We start from the raw sequence: 22,781 nt of genomic DNA on the forward strand, positions 1-22,781 counted from the left end.
TGATCATCGCCTGCGGGCCACGATGTAGGGACGCCGGTCCCTTCCTCTGCTGGCGTGGGTCTCCAGGGCAAGAATGTCGAACCCCGCACCGGTGATCAGCTGGTCCAACGCGGATGTATCGAACGAATTGACATGCGGCGCTTGTCCGACAGCCCGCATCGCGGGCAGCAGGAGCAGCCGGATGAGCGGGTTCATGTCTCCGAGGCAAGGGGTTTTCGAGATGAACAGACCTGCGGGCTTCAGCAGCGTGTGAATGCCACGCAAGGTGCCCGGCACGTCACGCACCAGGTGCAGGTAGTTAAAACCGAGGACGACGTCGAACCGGCCTTCGTCGTGGACCAGTTCCTCGGCCGTCGCCGTGCGAAACAACAGTGCCGGGACCGGCTCTGCCGCCAGCTTGTCTTCGGCGATCGCGATCATGCCGCGGGAAAGGTCCGTCGCGAGATAGCTCTGAACGCCGCTTGCAAGTCGCAATGCCGTCGTTCCCGTGCCGCAACCGAGTTCCAGCACATCATCGGTGGGCCGCAGATGGGCGCGCGTGCGTTCGAGAGTGCGCTCGTACCCAAGCTGGTCCGCGATGGCGGAGCGAGCATATCTGCGGGAAGACCTGTCCCAGAAGCGAGCGTCGCTGGCGGTGCTCATCATGCCGTTCTCTCTGGGCAGGAAAGCTTGCCCTGATATGCGGTGGGTTAGATCGTGGCGGCCCGCTTCGCAACACCAGCAGTTTCGCCATCTGCGCCACCTCCGGCAACAGGCGCATCCGCGCCACTCGAGCGGCACATGGCTCAGCAGTCGATCCACATGATGGATGCCATGAGAATCGCTTCGGCCGGCAGGGGGCCGGCGCAACCGCCGTCGCAACATCGTGCGCACGTCATCTAGGGTCTGCGGCCGGCATTGCCTGTGGGCGACGGGATGGTTAGTTGCTTGGTTCGAATACTGGGGCGGCGACCGGCAGCCCGGACGGGTGCGGAAAGGAATGCAGCCGATGGTTCTGGCGAATGCGCAGATGGCCGTGGAGTTGCCCCGTGCCTGGGTCGGCGATCTTGCCGGCTATGCCTGCCGGCCGCAGACCATCGGCTGCTCCGAGGCGGCGGTCTACCGGCTCGAGGCACATGGCCGTCCGACCCTGTTCGTGAAGGCGGAGCCGGTCGGACCGCTGTGTGAGTTGCCGGGAGAGGCAGCGCGACTGCGCTGGCTGGCCGGGCAGGGTATCGCCTGCCCGCGGGTCCTCGCCGAGGCCGAGGAGGCGCAGTGCTGCTGGCTTCTCATGAGTGCCGTGGCCGGCCGCGACCTTGCCTCCTCGACCGATCTCGCGCCCGAGCAGATTGTGACCATCGCGGCGGAAGCCTTGCGTGGGCTGCACGCGCTCGCCGCACGCACCTGCCCCTTCGATCATGGACTCCGCCCGCGTATCGCGCTCGCCCGGACGCGCATGGATGCCGGGCTGGTAGACGAGGAGGATTTCGACGATGAGCGCCGCGGCCGCAGCGCGGCCGACCTCTTCAACGATCTGCTGTCAAGCTGTCCCGAAGGCGAGGACCTCGTCGTCACGCATGGTGACGCCTGCCTGCCCAATCTCCTCGCCCAGGACGGGCGTTTCACCGGCTTCGTCGACTGCGGCAGGCTCGGCGTGGCCGACCGCCACCAGGATCTGGCGCTGGCAAGCTGGAGCATCCGCCACAATCTCGGCGAGGACTGGGTCGAACCCTTCCTGCGGCATTACGGCGGAACGGTCGATCCCGATCGTCTGGCCTTCTACCGTCTGCTCGACGAGTTCTTCTGAACGCGCTCCGCCTATCGGCCCCGCCGCCTCCCGTTCGGAAGGGAAGAGGGCGAGGTCGCTCGAACAGTTCTCCAGAATCGCATAAGCGTTCTTATGGAACCAGATGGCCGGATCGGGGATCAGAACTCAAGGACGCCGCGCACGCAGAGATTGTCGTCGAGATGCACGATCTCGGCGACTGCACCACGGCGCAGGCGTCCGCGCCTTGCGTCGCCGATCAGTTCGGCCGGATAGAGGGAAGCCATGCGCAGCGCCTCCTCCGTGCCGAGGCCGAGGTCCCGCGCCGCATAGCGCACCGCGCTCGCCATGTCGATGTCGGCTCCGGCCAGGGTGCCGTCCGCGAGCGTGAGCCGGCCGCCGCGGCGATAGACCGTGCGCCCGCCCAGCGTGAAGCTGTCGCCGCTCCAGCCGACCGAGGCCATCGCATCGGTGACGAGATAGAGCCGTCCCGGCCCGCGCTTGGCCGCCAGCGCCACGCGCAGGCTCTCCGGATGCACGTGGTGGCCGTCGGCGATGATCCCGCAGAACACGGCGCCGGCCGCCAGGGCGGCGCCGACCATGCCCGGGTCGCGGTTGCCCAGCTGGCTCATGGCATTGAAGAGGTGGGTGACCGCGCGCGCGCCGGCATCGATGGCCGCCCGCGCTGCGTCATAGCCGGCATCGGTGTGGCCGAGGCTCACGATGACGCCGGCATCGGCCAGGCGGCGGATGAGCCGCAGCGGCGCCTGTTCGACCGCCACGGTCACCATGAGCACCCCGATGCGCTCCCTCGCCTCGATCAGGCGGGCAACGTCGTTCTCCGTCAACGGACGCATCAACTCGGCCAGATGCGCACCCTTGCGGGCGGGCGCCAGGTGCGGCCCTTCGAGATGAAGGCCGAGAACGCCGGGGATCCGCCCTGCCACCTCTGCCGCGGCGGCGATGGCCGCCGCCGTCACGGCGGGCGTGTCCGTGATCAGCGTCGGCAGCAGCCCCGTCGTGCCGAAAGGCCGGTGCGCGGCCGCGATCTGCTCAATCGCCTCGCCGCTCGGCCCGTCGTTGAGCATGACCCCGCCGCCGCCGTTGACCTGCAGGTCGACGAAACCCGGCGCCAGCAGCCCGCCGTCGAGCACGCGGCGCTCGGCATGCGCGGGCACGTCTTGCGCCCGCACCACGTCGAGGACGGTGCCGCTGGAGACGAGGACCGCCGCCTCCTCCCGGATCCGATCGCCGTCGAAGACGCGGGCGCCGACCATGGCGGTGAGAGACATCAGACGGTTTCCGTAACCTTGAGGAGATGGGGCGGGCGGTCGGGATCGAAGCCGCGCAGACGGCTGACCTTCTCGATCAGTCCATAGAAGGACACCGCCATCGACAGAGGATCGAGATGGGCGTGACCGGTCGCCGCGACGGGCAGCCGCTTGCCGGGCGCGTCGGCTGTCGCCGCCGGAAAGACGTGGCCGCCGGCCGCCTGCAGGCGCTGCAAGGCGGCGCGCCCGGCCGCGGCCGCCCTGTCTTCCGGCAGGAAGGCGAGGATCGGGAAATCCGCGCGCACGAGGCGCAAGGGGCCGTGCATGATCTCGGCAGTCGAGAAGGCCTCGGCATGAATGGCAGCGGTTTCCTTGCTCTTCAGCGCCGCCTCCTGCGCGATGGCCAGGGCCGGCCCGCGGCCGACCATGTAGCATGAAGAGGCCGTCGACAATGGCTCCTCGAGCGCGGACCAGTCGGCGGCCAGCGCCTCGGCAAGGCTCTTGGGCAGACCCCGGATCGCTGCGAGCAGGCGCTCGTCGCCGGCCCAGGCCGCGACAATGGTGGCAGCCGCGGCGGCGGCAGCGATGAAGGATTTCGTCGCCGCCACGCTGCGCTCGACGCCGGCCTGGAGCGGGATGGCGACATCGGCCGCCTGCGCCACCGGGCTGTCGTCGACATTGACGAGGGCGACCGTCAGCGCCCCGGCCGCCCGGGCGGCGGCCTGCAGCGCAACGATGTCCGGGCTCTGGCCCGACTGCGAGATCGTGAACAGCACGGCGCCGCGCAGGCGCAAGGGCGCGTCGTAGACCGACGCCAGCGAAGGCCCAAGCGAGGCGACGGGCGTGCCGGTCGCAATCTCGAGAAGGTACTTCAGATAGCCCGCCGCATGGTCAGACGTGCCGCGCGCGCAGGTAGCGACGATCGGCGGCGCCATGCCGGACAGGCGGCGACCCAGCGCCGTCAGGTCGTCGAGGCTGGCGTCGAGAAGCCGGGCGACAGCCTGCGGTGCCTCCCGCGTCTCCCGCTCCATCTCAGTCATAGGATTCAACACACCCTCCGGATCGCCATCAGCTCTCGTCCTTCGGGGCATCGGCGGGCTGCTGTGACCTTCCCTCGAAAGCCGCCGCCGTCACCGCAGGCAGGTCTTCGCCGGACGCGCGCGAGGCCTGCTCGGCCTCGGCCGGCGACAGGCCCTGCACCACGAAGATGGCGAGCTTGACCTGGAATGTCGCCTTTTCGAGAGCTGCTCGGGCCGCGGCCGGGCTGCAGCGGTGACGTTCGCCACGATGTCCCCGCGCGGCGATGGAGCTTGCCAGCGGGATGACCCGCTGGAGCGACGGCAGCACCGCCCAGACGGTGCCAATCACCTTCTCCTGTCCCCGTACGAGCGCGCGCAGCATCTACTCGCCCAGAAGCTTCTCGAGGTTCCGGTACTTGAGGCTGCGGCGTTCGGTATGGCCGATCAGGCCTGCCCTGGTCATGCCACCGCTCCATAACCACTATGATACCGGAGTAAACTGCGCGGAGAACCGACGCAACGGACTTTCACGGGATGGGTCATCGACTCCAAGCGGCTTGAACCAAGGATGCCGTGCACAACCCCCTCCCCGCAACGACCCCGCTGGCGTGACGAAGTGCTCGAAAGAAGACCGCAACTGGTTGACAACGGGCTCTCTCCGATCCGCTTGGCGGGGTCGGCCGGCCTGCCCCGCAGGAAGGCATGCGCCTTGGACAGACACGAGATCATCGGCGGCGTGCGCCTGGAGGGTACCGTCCAGGTCCCGGCGCGAAGAACGCCGCCCTGCCGGTGCTGGCGGCTAGCCTCCTCGGCGGCCAATCGCTCACGTTGAGCAATGTTGCGGATGCTGCCGACCTGCATACGATGCTAGCCCTGCTGCGCCGGCTCGGCACCGCGATGGACGTGGGCCCATCCCGCGTACTCTCGATTTCCTCCGGCTCGCTGACCAACACCGAAGCAATCTACGTCCGCAAGATGTGGGCCTCTTTCCGCATGCTCGGGCCGCTCGCGGCCCGGCTCGGAGAGGCCCTATCTCGCTGCCCGGCGGCTGCGCCATCGGCGCCCGTCCCGTCGATTTCCACCTCGCGGCCATCGAGCGGCCGAGCGCCAGGGGAGAGATCGCCGTCGGCGCAACCCATACTGCCAGGATGGCGGCGACGGACGCTAACGGCCCGACCCCGATCGTCAATTGCGCCCGGATCCGGCGATGATCGATCTTGTATGAGCCTCCGACGCGCTGCGTGACGATCTCGATCCGCGCCTGTGCCGGGCCCCGTCCTAACGTCGCACAGATGCGATGCAGCCCTGCCTCGCGTCCTGCGAGCCGGTCGCGACGATCGGCGCCTCAGCCGAGTGTGTGACTGGCGAGCGCCATGCGGCGCGGGCCATCGGCGCTCGCCGGCCTGAAGGGTGCGCGACCAAGCCCCATCGATGTCACCGTGTCATGGACCTGCATGCCGGCGGCGGCGAGAAAGCCGGTAAAGGCCGCGTTGGCGGCCGGCGTATCGGCGCGCAGGAAACCGCCGGCGTGAGCTTCGACATGCGGCATCGCGACGGCAATCGCGTCCTCCTCGGTGGCAGCGATCACCGGACCGATGACATGGCCGCGCCCGAACTGGCGGCAGAGCGCGAAGGCGACCGTCTCGCCGTTGCGGACAAGCACGTGACCCGTCGATAGCGGCAGCAGCCGGCGGAACATGGCGGACCGGTCGCAGCCCACCGCCGCCCGGTCGAGATCGAGCAGCGCATCGTGATCCGCCGGGCGGACGGGCCTGAGGCTGCCCGCGACGACGGCCCGCACATCCGCGGGCACAACGGCCCGGCCCTGGCACTGCAGGACCTTCTGCTCATGGCCATAACCCAGCGAGCGATAGAGCCGCCTCGCCGCACGCGTCGCCGTGAGGCCGAACACCGACCCCTTGTTCAGCTCGTGCACGCGCTGCATCAGCCAGCGTCCGGCACCCTGCTCCTGCAGGCGCGGCGACGTAATCAGCATGCCGACCTTGACGAAGTCCGGTGCATAGCGGAACCACATGACAGAGCCGACCACGCGGCCGATCTCGTCGACGGCCGCGATGCCCCGTCCCAGGTCGAGCAGCATGCGCCAGTCGCTCTCACGATGGGGCCAGCCGACCGCGACGGACAGGGCGTGCAGCTGGTCGATGCCCACTACCGCGATATCGCGCAGGGTGACCTCGAAGGCATCCAGCTGCAGTTGAACGTCGGTCTCCAAAATCGAAAGCTCCGGCGAGTCCCCGCCGCGCGGGCGGGAACGATCGGGCCACCAGCCCAGAGCTCTTTCTAAACCATTCTCTCGACAGGAAGCACTGTTCTTCCGCGGCATTTCGGCAGGTTCGACCGTCGGCGCGCACACAAACGAAGGGACGGCCGCTGCGCCCGGCCTATCTTGTTCGCGCCAACGATATCCCGATGTTGCCGGAGAACGCCTCTTGACCTTCCTCTTCAACTCCACCGAGGAGCGCGCCAGGGTGTTCGCGGTGCGTTTTGCTGAGGAACTCCCCGACATCCGCTTCGTGCGGAACGGCGACGCCTTCGATCCCGCCGACGTGCGCTACCTGATCACCTGGACGGCGCCGGACGATCTCGGCCGCTTCTCCAGCCTCGAGATCCTGTTCTCGATCGGCGCCGGCATCGACCAGCTGAACACGGATGCCCTGCCCCCGCACGTCCTCGTGGTGCGCATGGTCGAGGAGGGCATCACGCGCATGATGCAGGAATATGTCACGCTCGGCGTGCTCGCCCTGCATCGGCAGTTGCCGCTCTATATCACCCAGCAGAAGGAGGCGCGCTGGCAGGCGCACGACCTCCTCCCGGCAACGCAACGACGCGTCGGCGTGCTCGGCCTCGGCATGATGGGCTCGGCCGTCATCGAACGACTGAAGCCCTTCGGTTTCCCGATCGCGGGCTGGAGCCGCTCGCCGCGGTCGCTCGACGGCATCCGCTCGTTCCACGGCAAGGAGGGCCTGGCCGCCCTCCTCGCCGAAACCAACATCCTGATCTGCCTGCTGCCCCTCACCCCGGAAACCGTCGGCATCCTCGACGCCGATCTCTTTTCGCGGCTCCCCGCCGGTGCCGGGCTCGTCCATGTCGGGCGCGGCCAGCATCTCGACCAGGCGGCCCTCATCGAGGCGCTCGACAGCGGCCACCTGTCGGGCGCCGTCCTCGACGTCACCGACCCGGAGCCGCTGCCGGCGGATCACCGGCTCTGGAACCACCCCGGGGTGATCCTGACGCCGCACATCGCGAGCAAGGTCGAGGCCGCGCCGGCGGCCAAGGCCGTCATCGACAACATCCGCCGCCACCGGGCCGGCCTGCCGCTCATCGGCCTCGTCGACCGCGGCCGCGGCTACTGACACCCCCACCAGGAAAGGTTGACCCATGTCCCTTCTCGTTCAGCTCGATCTTGCCCCGACCGACGAGCCCAGGCACAGCAGGCCGGCGCCCGACCGGCTCATCGCCGGCGATCCCGCCTTCAAGACCTGGGCACAGGACGCCTCCCGCGACGACACCGTCAAGACCGGCATCTGGGAGGCGACGCCCGGCGAGACCCGCTCCATCAAGGGTGAGACCTTCGAGTTCTGCTACATCCTGTCAGGCGTCGTCGAGCTCACGGAAGAGGGTAAGGCACCGCGCATCTTCCGTGCCGGCGACAGCTTCGTCATGAAGCCCGGCTATGTCGGCGTGTGGAAGACCATCGAGACCGTGCGCAAGATCTACGTCGTCGTCGGCTGAACGCGTGGCGGCAGGTTTCTCCGTCACGGGCGCGGCGAACGGGATTTCCCGTCGAGCCAGCCCGTCCTTCCGATCGCACCTGCGGACCGCGGCATGTGAGGCTTGCGGCCGCATCCGGAGATGAGCCCTTGTCGCTGAGTTTCGATCCTGCCGCGGTCATCATGCCGCAGGTCCATTTCATCGGCGGCGAGCGCGTGGCCGCGGCCGATGGCATCACGCTTCACCGCCCCTCAGACGGCGTGGCCTTCGCCAGTTGTCCGGTCGCCGATGCCGGCATCGTCGATCGCGCCGTCGGCGCCGCCAGAATGGCCCTCGCGACCAGCGGCTGGGGCCGGGTGCGGCCGCGCGAGCGCGTCGATGCCCTCCACCGCTGGGCCGATCTCATCGCGGCCGAGGCGATGACGCTGGCGCGGCTGGAGGCGGTGGCGTCGACCCGGCCGGTCGCGGAGCTGATCAGGGTCGACATTCCGATCACGGTCGAGCAGATCCGCTTCTTCGCGGAATTCGCCGACAAGGAAGGGGGCGACCTCGCCCCCACCGCCGCCGACAGCGTCGGCATGATCGCGACGGAGCCCTATGGCGTCATCGGCGCCATCACGCCGTGGAACTTCCCGATCTCGATGGCCGCGTGGAAGCTCGGCCCAGCTCTCGCCGCCGGCAATGCCGTGGTGCTCAAGCCGTCGGAGATGACGCCCTTCGCCACGCTTTTCATGGCCGAGCTGTCGGTGCGGGCGGGATTGCCGGCGGGGCTGATCAACGTCGTGCTCGGCGACGGGCGCACCACCGGCGCGGCGATCACCAGCCATCCCGACATCGCCAAGATCAGCTTCACCGGCTCGACGGGCGCCGGGGCGGCGATCATGGAGAATGTCGCGCGCACCGGCATCAAGCCGATGACGCTGGAGCTCGGCGGCAAGAGCCCGCAGCTCGTCTTCGCCGACGCTGACCTTGCGCTCGCCGCCGGCGCCATCGCCCGCAGCATCCTCGCCAATGCCGGCCAGGTCTGCGTCGCGGGCTCCCGGCTCATCGTTGAGGCAACCGTCGCGGATGAGCTCATCGGGTTGATCACCAAGCATATGGCGGCGATCCGGCCCGGCCCGACCTGGGACGAGGCCACGGGCTATGCGCCGATCGTCTCCGCGCGCCAGCTCGGCCGCATAAAGAGCATCGTGGATGCCACCCTCGCGCAGGGCGCCCAGTGCCGCTTCGGCGGGGAGTGCCTCGACCGGCCGGGCTATTTCTATGCCCCGACCCTCATCGACGGTGTCGACGCCAACTCCCGGGCCGTCGCGGAGGAAATCTTCGGGCCGGTGCTCACCGTCCAAACCTTCCGCGAGGAAGAGGAGGCGCTCGCGCTTGCCGATCATCCGACCTACGGCCTCTGCGCCGGCCTCTATACGCGGGACCTGTCGCGCGCGCTGCGCCTGAGCGGCCGGCTGGAGGCCGGCACGGTGTGGATCAACCGCTATGGCCGCTCGCGCGACCACATCCTGCCGACCGGCGGCTACAAGCAATCGGGGCTCGGCAAGGACCTCGGCCGCGAGGCCTATCTCGCGAACCGCAGGTCGAAGAGCGTCCTTATCGCCATCTGAGGAGGAAGACCAGTGAAATCCTACAAGATCGCCCTCATTCCGGGTGATGGCATCGGTGTGCCCGTCACCGAAGCCGCCTGGGAGGTGCTGGGCAAGGCGGCGCGCGGCGCCGGTTTTTCCCTTGAAGGCACGACCTTTCCCTGGTCCTGCGACTTCTACGAGCGGACGGGCACGATGATGCCGGCGGATGGCATCGAGACCCTGCGCAGCTTCGACGCCATCCTGCTCGGCGCGGTCGGCTGGCCGGCGCGCGTGCCCGATGCGGTCTCGCTGCACGGGCTGCTGCTGCCGATCCGCAAGGCCTTCGTGCAATATGCCAATTTCCGGCCGCACCGCCTGCTGCCGGGCGTCGAGGGGCCGCTGCGCGCAGGCGCCTTCGACATCCTCTGTATCCGCGAGAACACCGAGGGCGAGTATTCCGGGGCCGGCGGCCGCGTCCACAACGGCACGGACGACGAGGTCGCGGTGGAGACGTCGATCTTCACGCGCAAGGGGGTGGAGCGCATCCTGCGCTTCGGCTTCGAAGAGGCGCGCCGGCGGCGGGGCAAGCTTGCCTCGGTGACCAAATCGAATGCCCAGAAGCATTCCATGGTGTTCTGGGACGAGGTCACGACGCGGCTCGCCGCCGACTATCCGGACGTCACGGTCACGAACTACCACATCGACGCGATGGCGGCGCGGATGGTGATGGCGCCGGAGAGCCTCGACGTCGTCGTCGCTTCCAACCTGTTCGGCGACATCCTGACCGATCTCGGCGCCGCCATCCAGGGCGGGCTCGGCTTCGCCGCCTCGGCCAACATCAATCCGGACCGCACCGCCCCGTCGATGTTCGAGCCGGTGCACGGCTCGGCGCCGGACATCGCCCATCTCGGCATCGCCAATCCGATCGCGGCGATCTGGTCCGGGGCGATGATGCTGGAGCATCTGGGCGAGCGGTCCGCAGCGGCGGCCGTCATGGCCGCCATCGAAGCTGCGACCGCACGCGGCATCGGCACAGAGCCCGGCAAGCACCGCACCACCGAGATCACCGCCGCCGTGCTCGCGGCACTCGCCTGACAGGAGACGAACGACATGACCATCGAAGGCCTTCGCGATCCCGGCCTCGTCCGGGAGGCCTGCCTCGTCGGGGGCCGCTGGAGCGGAGCCTCCGCCGGCCGGACGCTCGATGTGATCGACCCGGCCACGCAGTCGGTGCTCGGCACGGTGCCCGATGCCGGCGCCGAGGAGACCCGCGCCGCGATCGAGGCGGCGGCCGCCGCCTTCGAGCCCTGGCGTGCCAGGACGCCCGCCGAGCGCGCCGCGCTGCTGGAGGCGTGGCACGCGCTGATGCTGGAGCATCTGGAGGACCTCGCGCTGATCCTGACGCGCGAGCAGGGTAAGCCTCTTGCCGAAGCGCGGGGCGAGATCCGCTACGGCGCCTCCTTCGTCAAATGGTTCGCCGAGGAGGCGCGCCGCATCTACGGCACGACGATCCCTGCCCCGACGGCGGACCGGCGCATCGTGGTGCTCAAGCAGCCGGTGGGCGTCTGCGGCATCGTCACGCCCTGGAACTTCCCCAATGCAATGATCACCCGCAAGGTCGCCCCGGCGCTCGCCGCCGGCTGCACGGTGGTCATCAAGCCCTCGGAGCTGACCCCCTTCTCGGCGCTGGCGCTCGGCGTGCTCGCCGAGCGCGCGGGCATTCCGGCGGGCGTGATCAACATCGTCACCGGCATGCCGACGCCGATCGGGGCGGAACTGACCGGCAACCCCGCGGTGCGCAAGCTCTCCTTCACCGGCTCGACGCGCGTCGGCGCCCTGCTCATGCGCCAGGCGGCCGACAGCATCAAGCGGCTCAGCCTGGAGCTCGGCGGCAATGCGCCCTTCATCGTCTTCGACGATGCCGATCTCGACCTCGCCATCGAGGGCGTCCTCGCCTCGAAGTTCCGCAACGGCGGCCAGACCTGCGTCTGCGCCAACCGCATCCTCGTGCAGGACGGCATCTACGACCGGTTCGCCGAGAAGCTGTCGGCCAAGGTCGCGGCGATGAAGGTCGGCCCCGGCACGCAGGAGGGCGTCGCCATCGGCCCGATGATCAATGCCGCCGCGATCGAGAAGATCGAGCGCCACGTCGCGGACGCGCTCGCCAAGGGCGCCCGGCGGCTCGCGAGCGCCGCCGAGGTGCCGGACGGGCCGCAATACGCGTCCCCGACCGTGCTCGGCGACGCCAGCACCGATATGCTGCTCGCGAGCGAGGAGACCTTCGGGCCGGTGGCGCCGCTCTTCCGCTTCCGCCACGAGGAGGAGGCGATCGGGATCGCCAACGGAACGCCCTTCGGGCTCGCGGCCTATTTCTTCACGCAGGACCTGCGGCGCTCCTGGCGCGTCGGCGAGGCGCTCGAATTCGGCATGGTGGGGCTCAACACCGGCGCCATCTCGATGGAGGTCGCGCCCTTCGGCGGCGTCAAGCAGTCCGGCCTCGGCCGCGAGGGCTCGCAGCTCGGCATCGAGGAATATCTTGAGGTCAAGGCCTTCCACATGGGCGGCCTTGCCTGAGCGCATGGAAAAGGCGCCGGGGGGATCCTCCCGGCGCCTGCAGCATCATGTGCCTACTGGATGCGGTCGAGCATCTTGTAATAGAGCCCGACCAGCGGCAGGAACCAGGGCTTGCCGAAATGGCCGGGCACCGCCGGCCAGGCGAGGTCCTTCAGGGGATTGCGGTCGGACCGGCCGAGGATCGCATCGGCCATGATCATGCCCAGATGCGTCGACAACTGCGCGCCGTGGCCGGAATAGCCCATGGCATACCAGACGCCGTCGGTACGGCCGGCGCGGGGATAGCGGTCCCTGGTCATGTCGACGAGGCCGCCCCAGCAATAGTCGATCTCGACATCGGCCAGCTGGGGGAAGATGCGTGCAAGGCTCGCCCGCAGGATGGCGCCGCTCATTGCATCGGACGCCTCATCGGAGGTGGCCGAGAAACGCGCGCGCCCGCCGAAGATCAGGCGGTTGTCGGGCGCGAGGCGGAAGTAGTTGCCGATGTTGAGCGAGGTCACCGCGGTGCGGTTGCCCGGCATGGTCGCCGCGATCTCGGCCTCGCTCAATGGCCGCGTCGCGATGATGAAGCTGCCCACCGCGATGATGCGCCGCCGGAACCAGGCGAAGGGCCCGCTCGTGTAGGCCCCTGTCGCCAGCAGCACCTCCCTGGCCGAAAGGCTGCCGCGCGGCGTGCCGAGGAGATGCCGACCGCCCTTCTCCCGCCGTGCGGTCACGGGCGCATGTTCGTGGATCACCGCGCCGTACCGCACGGCCGCGTCGGCCATGCCGGTGACGAAGCGACCCATGTGCATCATGGCGCTCTTCTTCGAGAGCATGGCGCCGTGGAAGCCGTCGGAGCCGATCTCGCCGGCAAGATCCGCCCGGCCGAGGAGGGCCGTGTCGGGATCGACCTCGCGATGCACCGCCTCGAAGTTGCGCGCGATCGCGTCGAGATGCCCGGGCTTGGAGGCGAGCTTCAGCTTGCCGGCGCGGCGGAAGGCGCAATCGATGCCCTCCTCGGCGACGAGGCGCTCGATCGTGTCGACCGCATCGTCGAAGGCTTTGTAGAGCGCGATCGCCCGCTCGGTCCCCAGCGCCGCCTTGGCGGCGATGAAGCTGTGCGCGAGGCCGTTGTTGAGATGGCCGCCGTTGCGGCCGGAGGCGCCGCAACCGACGGTGCCGGCCTCCAGCACCACGACTTTTGCACCCGCCATCGCGAGCGCACGCGCGGCAGCGAGCCCCGTGAAGCCGCCGCCGACGACGGCGACGTCATAGGCGCCCTCGACCGGGCCGGAGGCTGCGCCCGCGAAGGGCGGCGCCGTGTCGTGCCAGTAGGACCGGAACTGCATGGGCTGAGCCTCACAGGCCGAAGACGCCGGGAAGTCCCGAGATGTTCTTGATCTCGACGTAGCCGTAGTAGGGGTTCGCCGGCTCGTGGCCGCGGTTCACCCAGACCTTGTGCGTGATGCCGAGATCGTGTGCCGACATGAGATCGTAGCGGAACGAGGACGAGCAGTGCACGATGTCCTCCGGCCCGCAGCCCAGCATGTCGAACATGTATTCGAAGGCCTTGAAGCGCGGCTTGTAGGCGCCGGCCTGCTCGGCCGTGTAGACGGCATGGAACGGCGCGCCGAGCTTGGCGACATTGGACGGGATCTGCGCATCCATCGCGTTCGAGAGGATAACGAGCGGGATTTCCTTGGCCACCTTCGCGAGGCCGGCCGGCACGTCCGGATGCGGCCCCCAGGTCGGGACCTGCTCGTAGACCCAGCGCGCATCTTCCGGGCGGAAGGCGACATCGTTCCTGCGACAGGTCCGCGCGAGCGCGTTGTAGACCACTTCCTCATACGGCTTCCAGGCGCCGAGCACCTCGTCGAGCCGATAGGCGGCGAAATCGGCGAGGAACTGCTGCATGCGCGGCTCGTTAAGCCTCTCGCCGTAAAGCGTGCGCGCGGCATCGGCCATGGCGAAGTAGATCAGCGTGCCGTAGCAATCGAAGGTGACGTATTTGGGCTTGAAGGCGCTCATGGGTTCATTCCCTGCTGGCGAAAGGTCGGTTCGCTCCCACACCGATCATAGTCCGGGCGGATCCGGCCCCGGGCACCGCATTGCCGCCGCTGGGGAGCACAAAGTGCCGTCTGCCTCTCGGCCTTTGGCAGACAGTTGCGCCGGTCACCGCCGCCGGCCTGCCGGAGGGGGCCCTTCGCCTATCCCAGTGCCGGAGGACTTTGGCATTCCATGCGGTCCCCGCCCGCTCCTTCGGCCGAAGATGTCGCTCAGTGCCGATCCACAAGAGCAACTGCGCCTGTGCCCGTCTTATTCATGGAGCAAGTGAAACGGACCGAGGCACATGAAGCAGGACACCATCGACCTCGCGATTTTCGACGAAAGCCATCTCGACGGCGCCCACGTCCTGTCGCGGGAGGCAAACTGGCCGCATCGACGCGAGGACTGGGCAATGGTCCTGTCGCTCAGCCGCGGCTTCGTCGCCTTGCAGGACGGCGCCGTCGTCGGCACGGCGATGATGACGCCCTTCGGCGACACCGCCGCGACCATCAACATGGTCATCGTTGCAGCAGCGATGCGCGGCTGCGGCCTCGGCCGGCGGCTGATGGACAGGGCCCTCGCCGCCGCCGGCCCGCTGGAATGCCGCCTCATCGCGACCGCGGAGGGGCTGCCGCTCTATGAAAAGCTCGGCTTCCGCGCGACGCACGAGATCCGCCAGCACCAAGGCGTGCCCGACGGGATCGCAGCGGTTGCGATGCCGCAAAGTGGCCGGGTCGCCTGGGCCGGCGCCGGAGACCTGGCGGCGATCGCCGCGCTCGATCGTCTCGCCCTCGGCATGGACCGGGGCCCCTTGCTGCACCTCCTCGCCGAAGCGGGGCGCATGGCCGTCCTGCGCGCTGCCGACGGGCAGGTTGCGGGCTACGGCGTGCTGCGTCCCTTCGGGCGCGGCGAGGTGATCGGGCCGGTGATCGCCGGCAGCGAAGAGGAGGCGCAGGCCCTGATCGCCTTTCTGATGGCGGCCCGCCCCGGCGCCTTCCTGCGCGTCGACACGCCCGCGCTCACGCACCTTTCGCCCTGGCTCTCCGCCTGCGGCCTCGAGGAGGTGGGCGGCGGCATCGCCATGTGCACCGGGCCCGCGCGGCCCGGTCCGTCGGCCCCTTGCAAGCCCTTCGCCCTCGCCAGCCAGGCGCTCGGATAACCGGAGAACCGTCATGTTGAGCAATTCGCTGATCGAGCTCGATCGCGCCCACTGGGTCCACCCGGTCGCCTCCTATCGCGGCCACGAGAAGGCCGGAGTCCGCGTGCTGCGCTCCGCCAAGGGCGCGACCGTCACCGACGCGACCGGCCGCCAGCTCATCGACGGCTTTGCCGGGCTGTGGTGCGTCAATGCCGGCTATGGCCACGACAGCATCGTCGAGGCCGCCGCCAACCAGATGCGGGAACTGCCCTACGCGACAGGCTACTTCGGCCTCGGCTCCGAACCGGCCATCCGGCTCGCGGCGGCGCTCGCCGAGCGGGCCCCCGGCGATCTCGACCATGTCTATTTCACGCTGGGCGGCTCCGACGCCATCGACAGCACGGTGCGCTTCATCCGCTATTACCAGCAGGCGCGCGGCAAGCCGCAGAAGGACCAGTTCATCTCCATCGAGCAGGGCTATCACGGCTCGTCCACCGTCGGTGCCGGGCTGACGGCGCTGCCCGTCTTCCATGCCGGCTTCGGTGTGCCCTACGACTGGCAGCACAAGATTCCGTCGCACTACACCTACCGGAATCCGGCCGGCTCCGAGCCGGCGGCCGTCATCGCCGCGTCGCTCGCGGCGCTCAGGGCGAAGGTCGACGCCCTCGGCGGCCCCGAGCGCGTCGCCGCCTTCTATTGCGAGCCGATCCAGGGGTCGGGCGGCGTCCTGGTGCCGCCACCCGGCTGGATCAAGGCGATGCGCGATCTGTGTCGGGAGCTCGACATCCTCTTCGTCGCCGACGAGGTGATCACGGGTTTCGGGCGCACCGGCCCGCTCTTCGCCTGCGAGGACGAAGGCATCATCCCTGACCTGATGACGACCGCCAAGGGCCTGACCGCCGGCTACGTGCCCATGGGGGCCGTACTGATGTCGAGCAACGTCTACAATGTCATCGCCGATGGGGCGGGCGCGGCGACGATCGGCCACGGCTATACCTATTCCGCCCATCCGGTCAGCGCCGCGGTGGGACTCGAGGTGCTGCGCCTCTATGAAGGGGGGCTGCTCGACAACGGCCGCAAGGCCGGCAGGCGGCTGATGGAGGGGCTGCGCAGCCTCGCCGACCACCCGCTCGTCGGCGAGGTGCGCGGCCGCGGTATGCTGGCCGCCGTCGAGCTCGTGATCGACAAGGCGCGGAAGACCCCTCTGCCTGCGGCCTCTCTGCCGGCGCAGCGTATCTTCGACCGGGCCTGGAACAACGGCCTCATCATCCGCGCCTTCGGCAACGGCGTGCTCGGCTTTGCGCCGCCCTTGTGCTGCACCGAGGCCGAGATCGACGCCATCGTCGAGCGCACGCGGGCGACGCTCGACGAGACGCTCGCCGACCCGGACGTGCGCGCCGCGATGGCATGAGGCAGGGGCTGCGGCCCGGCCGGCGCCGCAGCCGATATTCCGCCAGGCCGGCGAATTCGGAATTTTGTGCCGCCGGATTTTCGACATTCGGCGAATCCGGCGATCCGGGCGGTGAGACAGTAGCGTTCAGAGCCGACGCAGACGCGGCAGGGGAACAGAGCGTGAGCATCGCAAGAGGCGCCTGAGCGGCGCGGCGATGACGTGACTGTGCTTTGCAGGTGATCACGGGATGTCCCGCCGGCAATACGCGGGATGAGGCGGAGGGACCATGGCCAAGAGTTTCGCCGATTTCCGCTACATGACCTTCGACGTCGTGGGCACGCTGATCGATTTCGAGGGCGGCCTCGTCGGCTGCCTTGAGGAGATCGCCCGGGAGGCCGGCGTCTCCTTCGACGGCGAGGAGGCCCTCGCGCTTTATCGCGCCGCCCGCTACATGCCGGATGCCGGGCATTTCCCCGACGACCTCGCCCGGGTCTATGGTGTGATCGCGCCGCAGCTGGGCCTGCCCTCGGGCGCCGCCCATGGCCAGCGCCTGCGGGACAGCGTGAAGGACTGGCGGCCCTTCCCCGACAGCGCCGACGCGCTCGCACGGCTGGCGCGGCGCTACAAGCTCATCGCCATGACCAATGCCCAGCGCTGGGCCTTCGCGCACTTCTCCCGCGCCCTCGGCGATCCGTTCTACGCCGGCTTCACGGTCGACGACACCGGGACGGAAAAGCCCGATCCCGCCTTCTTCGAGCACGTCTTCACCTTCGTCGAGAAGGACGGCGGCTCGCGCGACGAGATCCTGCACGTGGCGCAGAGCCAGTACCACGACATCGGCATCTCGCGCCGGCTCGGCCTCACCAATTGCTGGATCCAGCGGCGCCATGCCCAGCCCGGCTATGGCGGCACGATCGAGCCCGAGCGCTTCACCGAGCCCGACTTCCATTTCATCTCGATGGCCGGCCTCGCCGATGCCGCCGGGACCAAACCGGCCGCCTGAAAGGCGGAACCGGACAAAAAGCCGGCGGCAAACGCCGGCGACAAACCAGAGAAGGGAAAGACCGTGAGCGAGAAGATCACCTCCAGCTGGACGGGCGCTGACGACGCCCTTGTCGAACATGCCATCCGCCGCGGCGCCAGCCGCCGCGACCTCCTGCAGATGTTGATGGCCGGCGGCCTCGCGGCCTCCGCCGGCAGCCTCGTACTCGCCCGCGCCAGCACGGCGCTGGCTGATACCCCGGTCAAGGGCGGCCACCTGAAGGCGGCCGGCTGGTCGTCCTCCACCGCCGACACGCTCGACCCGGCCAAGGCCTCACTCTCGACGGACTATGTCCGCTGCTGCGCCTTCTACAATCGGCTCACCTTCCTCAACCAGGGCGGCGTCCTGCAGATGGAACTCGCCGAGGCGATCGGCACGGAGGATGCCAAGGTCTGGACGATCAGGCTGAAGAAAGGCGTGACCTTCCACGACGGCCGGCCGCTCACCTCTGCCGACGTCATCTATTCGCTGAAACGGCATCTCGATCCGGCCACCGGCTCGAAGGTGAACGCCATTGCCAAGCAGATGGTCGACTTCAAGGCTGTCGACCCGCTGACGGTCCAGATCACGCTGGCGGCGCCGAACAGCGACCTGCCGACCATCCTAGCGATGCACCATTTCATGATCATCGCCGATGGCACCACCGATTTCTCGAAGGCGAATGGCACGGGCGCCTTCGTCTGCGAAAACTTCGAGCCCGGCGTGCGCTCGATCGGCGTGAAGAACAAGAACTACTTCAAGCCTGGCGGGGCAAACCTCGATTCATTCGAATTCTTTGCGATCTCGGAGGATACGGCCCGCGTCAACGCGCTCCTGGCCGGCGACATCCAGCTCGCAGCCGCGATCAGCCCGCGCTCGATGAGGCTCGTCGAGAGCCAGCCTGGCGTCGCCCTGTCGAAGACGACCTCCGGCAACTACACGAACCTCAACATGCGCCTCGACATGGCTCCGGGCGACAAGATGGATTTCGTGACGGGCATGAAATACCTGCTCAACCGGGAGCAGATCCAGAAATCGGCGCTGCGCGGTCTTGCGGAGATCGCCAACGACCAGCCCGTCTCACCCGCCAATATCTATCACAACAAGGAATTGAAGCCGAAGGCGTTCGATCCCGAGAAGGCGAAATTCCACTTTGAGAAAGCGGGTTTCCTCGGCCAGTCGATCCCCATCGTCACCTCCGAGGCGGCCAATGCGGCCATCGACATGGCGGTCCTCGTTCAGCAGGCCGGCAACGCCATCGGCATGAAGTTCGACATCCAGCGCGTGCCGTCCGACGGCTATTGGTCGAACTACTGGCTGAAGGCGCCCGTCCACTTCGGCAACATCAACCCGCGGCCGACCCCGGACATCCTGTTCTCGCTGCTCTATGCCTCCACCGCACCGTGGAACGAGAGCCGGTACAAGTCCGAGAAGTTCGACCAGATGCTCCTCGAGGCCCGCGGCTCGCTCGACGAGGCCAAGCGCAAGGAGATCTACGGCGAGATGCAGGTGATGGTCGCCGAAGAGGCAGGCACCGCGATCCCCGTCTACATCTCGAACGTCGACGCCATCTCCAGTAAGCTAAAGGGTCTCCAGCCCAACCCGCTCGGCGGCATGATGGGCTATGCCTTCGCCGAATACGTGTGGCTCGAGGCCTGAATCTTGCTTGCCTTGTAGCACGTTGAGCACAAGGCATTTCGCTGCCGGACGGCATCCGGCCGGCACGAGGTGCTCGCGGGCCGGGTCCCATGTGGCCCGGTCCTCCTTCCTCGTGTCACACTCTCCCTGGAGCCATCAGCTGCAGGAGCGCCCGATGAACACTCACCTGTTGTCCCTGCTGGGCGGCCGCCTTCTCGTCGCGTTGTTCACCCTCTTCGTGGTGTCCTTCGTCGTGTTCGGCGCGACGCAGATCCTGCCCGGTGACGTGGCCGAGGTTCTCCTCGGCCAGGCCGCGACACCCGAGGCCGTGGCCGGCCTGCGCGCGGCCATGCATCTCGACGATCCGGCGATCCTGCGCTTCTTCTATTGGCTCGGCGGCCTGGTGACGGGCGATCTCGGCACGTCCTACGCCAACAACATGCCGATCGCGCAGCTGATCGGTGGCCGCCTCAAGAGCTCGCTGCAGCTCGCGGCCGCCACGGCACTGTTCTCGGTGCCGATCGCGCTCGCCCTGGGCATCACCTCGGCCATGCTGCGCGGCACGCTCTACGACCGCGCCATCACGACGGCCACGATCACGGTGATATCGGTCCCCGAGTTCATGGTGGCGACCGCGGGCGTCCTGATCTTCGCCGTGTGGCTGAAATGGCTGCCCTCGCTCTCGATCACGCGCAACGTCGATTCCTTCGGCGAACTCATCCGCATCTACGCCATGCCGGTCTTCACCCTGAGCTTCGTCATCTCGGCGCAGATGATCCGCATGACGCGGGCAGCCGTCATCGAGGCGCTCAACACTCCTTACGTCGAGATGGCGCGGCTCAAGGGCGCGTCCCGCACGCGCATCGTGCTGCGCCATGCGCTGCCCAATGCACTCGGGCCGATTGTCAACGCCGTGGCCCTGTCACTCTCCTACCTGCTCGGCGGGGTCATCATCGTCGAGACGATCTTCAACTATCCCGGCATCGCCAAACTGATGGTCGATGCGGTGTCGACGCGCGACCTGCCACTCATCCAGAGCTGCGCGATGATCTTCTGCTTCGTCTACCTGCTGCTGATCACGACGGCGGACATCATCGCCATCCTGTCGAACCCGAAGCTGCGCTGAGCCATGGCCATCGACGTCTCCCCCACCTTCAAGCCGCGCCTTCCGGGCTACCGGTTCAACCTGACCGGCTGGGCGAGCCTCGCCGTCGTCATCACCTGGGCGGCGGTCGCGGTCCTGGCGCCCTACCTGACGCCGCACGGCGTCGGCGACATCGTCGATCTCGACTACTTCGGCCCGATGAGCGCCGAGTTCCCGCTCGGGACCGACTATCTCGGACGCGACATGCTCTCGCGCATCCTGTTGGGCGCGCGCTACACGGTCGGCATTTCGCTCGCCGCGACGCTCATCGCCTGCACCGCCGGGGTGACGCTCGGCATGGCCGCTGCCGTCAGCGGCGGGTGGTTCGATGCGGCCCTCAGCCGTTTCCTCGATGCCTTGAACTCCATCCCCAGCAAGCTCTTCGGCCTCGTCGTCGTGGCCGGCGTCGGCTCCTCGATCCCGGTGCTCATCCTGACGCTCGCCATCATCTATACGCCTGGCTCCTATCGCTTCGCCCGGGCGCTCGCCGTCAACGTCAACACGATGGATTTCGTGACCGTGGCCCGCATCCGCGGCGAGAAGCTGGGCTATCTGATCGGCTCGGAGATCCTGCCGAACATCATCGGCCCGGTCTTCGCCGACGTCGGCATCCGCTTCGTCTTCATCGTGCTGCTGCTCTCGGGCCTGTCCTTCCTCGGGCTCGGCGTGCAGCCGCCCGAGGCCGACTGGGGAGCGCTGGTGCGCGAGAACATCGGTGGCCTGCCTTTCGGCGCTCCGGCGGTGATGGCGCCCTCCTTTGCCATCGCGAGCCTGACGATCGCGGTGAACCTGCTGATCGACAACCTGCCGCAGAAGATCCGGGATCGGAGCGCCTGATGAGCCACCTCGTCGAGATCCGGAACCTCAAGGTCGAAGCGACGACCGATGCCGGCCGGCGCGTCGACATCATCAAGGGTGTCGACTTCGACATCGCCGAAGGCGAGATCGTCGCGCTCATCGGCGAGAGCGGCTCGGGCAAGACCACGATTGCGCTGACCCTGCTCGGCCATACGCGGACGGGCTGCCGCATCGCCGGCGGCAGCATCCGCGTCGCAGGACGGGATATGGCACAGCTGAGCGAGAAGGGGCGAACCAGAGTCCGCGGCAGCGAGGTCGCCTATGTGCCGCAGAGCGCGGCCGCGGCCTTCAACCCGGCGCAGCGCATCATGGATCAAGTCATCGAGATCACCCGCATCCACGGTCTGATGCCGCGCGCCGCGGCCGAGGCCAAGGCGGTGGAACTGTTCCGCGCCCTTTCGCTGCCCTCGCCCGAGACGATCGGCACACGCTACCCGCACCAGGTTTCCGGCGGCCAGCTGCAGCGTCTGTCGGCGGCCATGGCGCTGATCGGTGATCCAAAGCTCGTGATCTTCGACGAGCCGACCACGGCTCTCGACGTCACCACGCAGATCGAGGTGCTGCGCGCCTTCAAATCCGTCATGCGGCAGAGCCGGATGGCCGGGGTCTACGTCTCGCACGACCTTGCCGTCGTCGCCCAGATCGCCGACCGCATCGTCGTGCTGAAGGGCGGCGAGGTGCAGGAGATCGGCACGACGCGCGAGATCCTGTCCGCGCCCAAGCATCCCTATACGCGCGCGTTGCTCGCCGCCTTCTCTCCGCCCGGCCGGGTCACAGCACAGCCGGCAGCGGAGAGCGACACCGCCCGGCCGGTTCTGGAGCTTGAGGCCGTGAGCGCCGGCTATGGCAAGCCCGGCGCCGACGGGACGCCGCCGATCCTCGCCGTCGACAAGGTCAGCTTCAGGCTCGAGCGCGGCCGCAATCTCGGCATCATCGGCGAATCCGGCTGCGGCAAGTCGACGCTCGCCCGCACCATCGCCGGTATCATCCCCCCCGCCTCGGGCCACATCTATTTGGACGGCAAGCCGGTCGCCCCCCGGGCGCGCGACCGCAGCCCGGACGAGTTGCGCAGACTGCAGATCGTCTTCCAGTCAGCGGACACCGCGCTCAACCCGGCGAAGTCGATCGCGGACATCCTCGGCCGGCCGCTCGCCTTCTATCACGGACTACGCGGCGCGGCGCGCGACGCCCGCATCGACCGGCTGCTCGACCTGGTGCATCTGCCGCGCACCCTGAAGCACCGGCTTCCAGCGGAGCTGTCGGGCGGCCAGAAGCAGCGCGTCAATCTGGCACGCGCCCTTGCCGCCGATCCCGACCTCATCCTGTGCGACGAGATCACCTCGGCGCTCGACACGGTGGTCGCCGCCGCCATCATCGACCTGCTGAAGGACCTCCAGCAGGAACTCGGCCTGTCCTATGTCTTCATCAGCCACGATCTCCACACCGTGCAGGCGATCTGCGACGAGGTGGCGGTCATGTATCGCGGTGAGAAGGTGGAGCAACTGCCGGCCAGGGATGTGGGCAGCGCCGCCGGGCACCCCTACTCCCGCCTGTTGATGGCGTCGGTGCCGAAGCTCGACCCGACATGGCTCGACCGGCTCGAGCGCGACCCCGAGCTCGTGGCCGCCTTCGCGAAGCGCTGAGAGC

At 68.4% G+C, this 22,781-nt stretch carries 20 protein-coding genes; 13 read left to right on the top strand and 7 right to left on the bottom strand.

Annotation, left to right across the window (positions count from 1 at the left end; genetic code table 11):
* Positions 1–3: 3 nt before the first annotated feature.
* Complete coding sequence (locus tag P2T65_RS04025) at positions 4–642, bottom strand: class I SAM-dependent methyltransferase (RefSeq protein WP_071924777.1); 639 nt, start codon at positions 640–642, stop codon at positions 4–6.
* Between the two features lie 367 nt (positions 643–1,009).
* Here P2T65_RS04025 and P2T65_RS04030 point away from each other — a divergent pair, with 367 nt between their 5' ends.
* Positions 1,010–1,786: an APH(3')-II family aminoglycoside O-phosphotransferase gene (locus P2T65_RS04030; protein ID WP_276199396.1), complete on the top strand. Its 777-nt coding sequence runs from the start codon at positions 1,010–1,012 to the stop codon at positions 1,784–1,786.
* A 119-nt stretch (positions 1,787–1,905) separates the two neighbouring features.
* On the opposite strand, the gene nagA is transcribed toward P2T65_RS04030, so the two are convergent.
* The 4 genes from nagA to P2T65_RS04050 form a co-directional block, all read right to left on the bottom strand.
* Complete coding sequence (nagA, locus tag P2T65_RS04035) at positions 1,906–3,036, bottom strand: N-acetylglucosamine-6-phosphate deacetylase (protein ID WP_276199253.1); 1,131 nt, start codon at positions 3,034–3,036, stop codon at positions 1,906–1,908.
* Positions 3,036–4,067 carry an SIS domain-containing protein gene (locus P2T65_RS04040; protein ID WP_169790095.1) on the bottom strand — a complete coding sequence of 344 codons (1,032 nt, stop codon included), beginning with the start codon at positions 4,065–4,067 and terminating at the stop codon, positions 3,036–3,038. The genes nagA and P2T65_RS04040 overlap by 1 nt, the downstream gene beginning before the upstream one ends.
* Positions 4,068–4,083: 16 nt before the next feature.
* Complete coding sequence (locus P2T65_RS04045; protein ID WP_276199254.1) at positions 4,084–4,416, bottom strand: hypothetical protein; 333 nt, start codon at positions 4,414–4,416, stop codon at positions 4,084–4,086.
* Between the two features lie 963 nt (positions 4,417–5,379).
* Positions 5,380–6,378: a GNAT family N-acetyltransferase gene (locus tag P2T65_RS04050; protein ID WP_245316396.1), complete on the bottom strand. Its 999-nt coding sequence runs from the start codon at positions 6,376–6,378 to the stop codon at positions 5,380–5,382.
* A 106-nt stretch (positions 6,379–6,484) separates the two neighbouring features.
* Between P2T65_RS04050 and P2T65_RS04055 the strand changes: the two genes are divergently transcribed.
* The 5 genes from P2T65_RS04055 (at position 6,485) to P2T65_RS04075 (ending at position 11,914) form a co-directional block, all read left to right on the top strand.
* Positions 6,485–7,408, top strand: coding sequence for a glyoxylate/hydroxypyruvate reductase A (locus P2T65_RS04055; protein ID WP_276199255.1), 924 nt, complete (start codon positions 6,485–6,487; stop codon positions 7,406–7,408).
* 25 nt (positions 7,409–7,433) lie between these two features.
* Complete coding sequence (locus P2T65_RS04060; RefSeq protein WP_063188508.1) at positions 7,434–7,787, top strand: cupin domain-containing protein; 354 nt, start codon at positions 7,434–7,436, stop codon at positions 7,785–7,787.
* 128 nt (positions 7,788–7,915) lie between these two features.
* On the top strand, positions 7,916–9,379 hold the full coding sequence (locus tag P2T65_RS04065; protein ID WP_055458864.1) for an aldehyde dehydrogenase family protein: 1,464 nt from the start codon (positions 7,916–7,918) through the stop codon (positions 9,377–9,379).
* Between the two features lie 12 nt (positions 9,380–9,391).
* Positions 9,392–10,435 carry a tartrate dehydrogenase gene (locus P2T65_RS04070; RefSeq protein WP_276199256.1) on the top strand — a complete coding sequence of 348 codons (1,044 nt, stop codon included), beginning with the start codon at positions 9,392–9,394 and terminating at the stop codon, positions 10,433–10,435.
* A 15-nt stretch (positions 10,436–10,450) separates the two neighbouring features.
* Entirely contained in the window at positions 10,451–11,914 is a 1,464-nt protein-coding gene (locus P2T65_RS04075; RefSeq protein WP_055458862.1) for an NAD-dependent succinate-semialdehyde dehydrogenase, read from the top strand.
* A 53-nt stretch (positions 11,915–11,967) separates the two neighbouring features.
* Here the strand turns inward: P2T65_RS04075 and P2T65_RS04080 are convergent, their stop codons facing one another.
* Together P2T65_RS04080 and P2T65_RS04085 are read right to left on the bottom strand one after the other, a co-directional pair.
* Positions 11,968–13,245, bottom strand: coding sequence for an FAD-binding oxidoreductase (locus P2T65_RS04080; RefSeq protein WP_055458861.1), 1,278 nt, complete (start codon positions 13,243–13,245; stop codon positions 11,968–11,970).
* A 10-nt stretch (positions 13,246–13,255) separates the two neighbouring features.
* The gene (locus P2T65_RS04085) at positions 13,256–13,924 is read right to left on the bottom strand and encodes a haloacid dehalogenase type II (protein ID WP_276199257.1); all 669 of its coding nucleotides are present in this window, start codon (positions 13,922–13,924) and stop codon (positions 13,256–13,258) included.
* Between the two features lie 322 nt (positions 13,925–14,246).
* On the opposite strand from P2T65_RS04085, the gene P2T65_RS04090 reads away from it, so the two are divergent.
* The 7 genes from P2T65_RS04090 (at position 14,247) to P2T65_RS04120 (ending at position 22,777) form a co-directional block, all read left to right on the top strand.
* Positions 14,247–15,101, top strand: coding sequence for a GNAT family N-acetyltransferase (locus P2T65_RS04090; protein ID WP_276199258.1), 855 nt, complete (start codon positions 14,247–14,249; stop codon positions 15,099–15,101).
* Between the two features lie 13 nt (positions 15,102–15,114).
* Positions 15,115–16,491 (top strand): aspartate aminotransferase family protein, encoded by a 1,377-nt coding sequence (locus tag P2T65_RS04095; protein ID WP_071924571.1) that lies wholly within the window; start codon positions 15,115–15,117, stop codon positions 16,489–16,491.
* Between the two features lie 268 nt (positions 16,492–16,759).
* The gene (locus P2T65_RS04100; RefSeq protein WP_276199259.1) at positions 16,760–17,476 is read left to right on the top strand and encodes an HAD-IA family hydrolase; all 717 of its coding nucleotides are present in this window, start codon (positions 16,760–16,762) and stop codon (positions 17,474–17,476) included.
* Between the two features lie 63 nt (positions 17,477–17,539).
* On the top strand, positions 17,540–19,153 hold the full coding sequence (locus tag P2T65_RS04105; RefSeq protein WP_276199260.1) for an ABC transporter substrate-binding protein: 1,614 nt from the start codon (positions 17,540–17,542) through the stop codon (positions 19,151–19,153).
* A gap of 154 nt (positions 19,154–19,307) precedes the next feature.
* Entirely contained in the window at positions 19,308–20,258 is a 951-nt protein-coding gene (locus P2T65_RS04110; protein ID WP_055458855.1) for an ABC transporter permease, read from the top strand.
* 3 nt (positions 20,259–20,261) lie between these two features.
* Complete coding sequence (locus tag P2T65_RS04115; RefSeq protein WP_055458854.1) at positions 20,262–21,113, top strand: ABC transporter permease; 852 nt, start codon at positions 20,262–20,264, stop codon at positions 21,111–21,113.
* Positions 21,113–22,777 (top strand): ABC transporter ATP-binding protein, encoded by a 1,665-nt coding sequence (locus P2T65_RS04120; RefSeq protein WP_063188488.1) that lies wholly within the window; start codon positions 21,113–21,115, stop codon positions 22,775–22,777. The genes P2T65_RS04115 and P2T65_RS04120 overlap by 1 nt, the downstream gene beginning before the upstream one ends.
* Positions 22,778–22,781: the final 4 nt, after the last annotated feature.

Origin of the sequence: Chelatococcus sp. XZ-Ab1, assembly GCF_029309855.1 — a bacterium.
Lineage (GTDB): Bacteria > Pseudomonadota > Alphaproteobacteria > Rhizobiales > Beijerinckiaceae > Chelatococcus_A > Chelatococcus_A sambhunathii.